The sequence below is a fragment of the Lentzea sp. NBRC 102530 genome (assembly GCF_030269365.1).
GTDB lineage: Bacteria > Actinomycetota > Actinomycetes > Mycobacteriales > Pseudonocardiaceae > Lentzea.
In genome coordinates this window covers 1-945 of record NZ_BSTF01000048.1, presented here as the reverse complement: position 1 = coordinate 945, position 945 = coordinate 1, and the positions used below count along the sequence as shown (strand labels likewise).

Annotated in this window: 1 protein-coding gene; it reads left to right on the top strand. The window is 65.5% G+C overall.

Translation table 11 applies throughout. The annotated features are described in order from the left end of the window. The first annotated feature begins 28 nt into the window (after nucleotides 1-28). On the top strand, nucleotides 29-922 hold the full coding sequence (locus QSK25_RS45215) for an IS982 family transposase (protein ID WP_285647884.1): 894 nt from the start codon (nucleotides 29-31) through the stop codon (nucleotides 920-922). Nucleotides 923-945 lie beyond the last annotated feature (23 nt).

The window sequence follows — 945 nt, the reverse complement described above, 5'->3', positions numbered from 1 at the left end:
ACAGACGAAGGGTGTTCAAGATCAGTTTGTGAGGACCGACCTGAACACCCTTCTGACCGCACTCTACGTCAAGATCGATGACCACCTGGGCAGACCCGCTCGGACCGGTCGGCCACCCCGGCTCACCGACGCCGAACTGCTCACCCTCGCCGTGGCCCAAGCGTTGCTCGGCATCCGCTCCGAGGCCCGGTGGCTGCGGTTCCTGCCCCGGCACCTGCCCGGCGCTTTCACTTATCTGCCACAGCAATCCGGCTACAACAAGCGACTGCGCACCGCGGTCCCGCTGCTCAAGAAGGTCATCCGGATGCTCGCCCTCGACACCGACCTGTGGACCGATGCGACCTGGATCGTGGACTCCACACCGGTCGAATGCGCCCGCTCCCGCGAGGCCGCGAAACGCTCCGAACTCGCCGGCTGGGCCGGCTACGGCTACTGCTCATCGCACTCACGGTTCTTCTGGGGCCTGCGCCTGCACCTGATCTGCACCCCGGCAGGACTCCCGATCACCTGGGCCCTGGCCAACCCGAAAATCGACGAACGCCAGGTCCTGATGGCGATCCTCGACCACGACCAGTCGGTTCTGGCCGACCGGCCAGGCCTGCTGATCATCGGAGACAAGGGCTACATCTCCCGCGAACTCGACACCTTCCTGGCCGAACGAGGAGTGCGGCTGCTGCGCCCGTCCTATCGCAACCGCACCCCACACCCAGCCCAGCACCTGCTCAAACCCGTCCGCCAGCTCATCGAATCGGTCAACGACACCCTCAAAGGCCAGCTCGACCTCGAACTGCACGGCGGCCGCACCATCGACGGCGTCACCGCCCGCATCGCCCAACGCCTGCTCGCCCTAACCGCAGCCATCTGGCACAACCGCGCCACCGGCCAGCCCATCACCCGATCACTGATCGCCTACGACCACTGATCAGTTAGGACTTACTCGTCTAG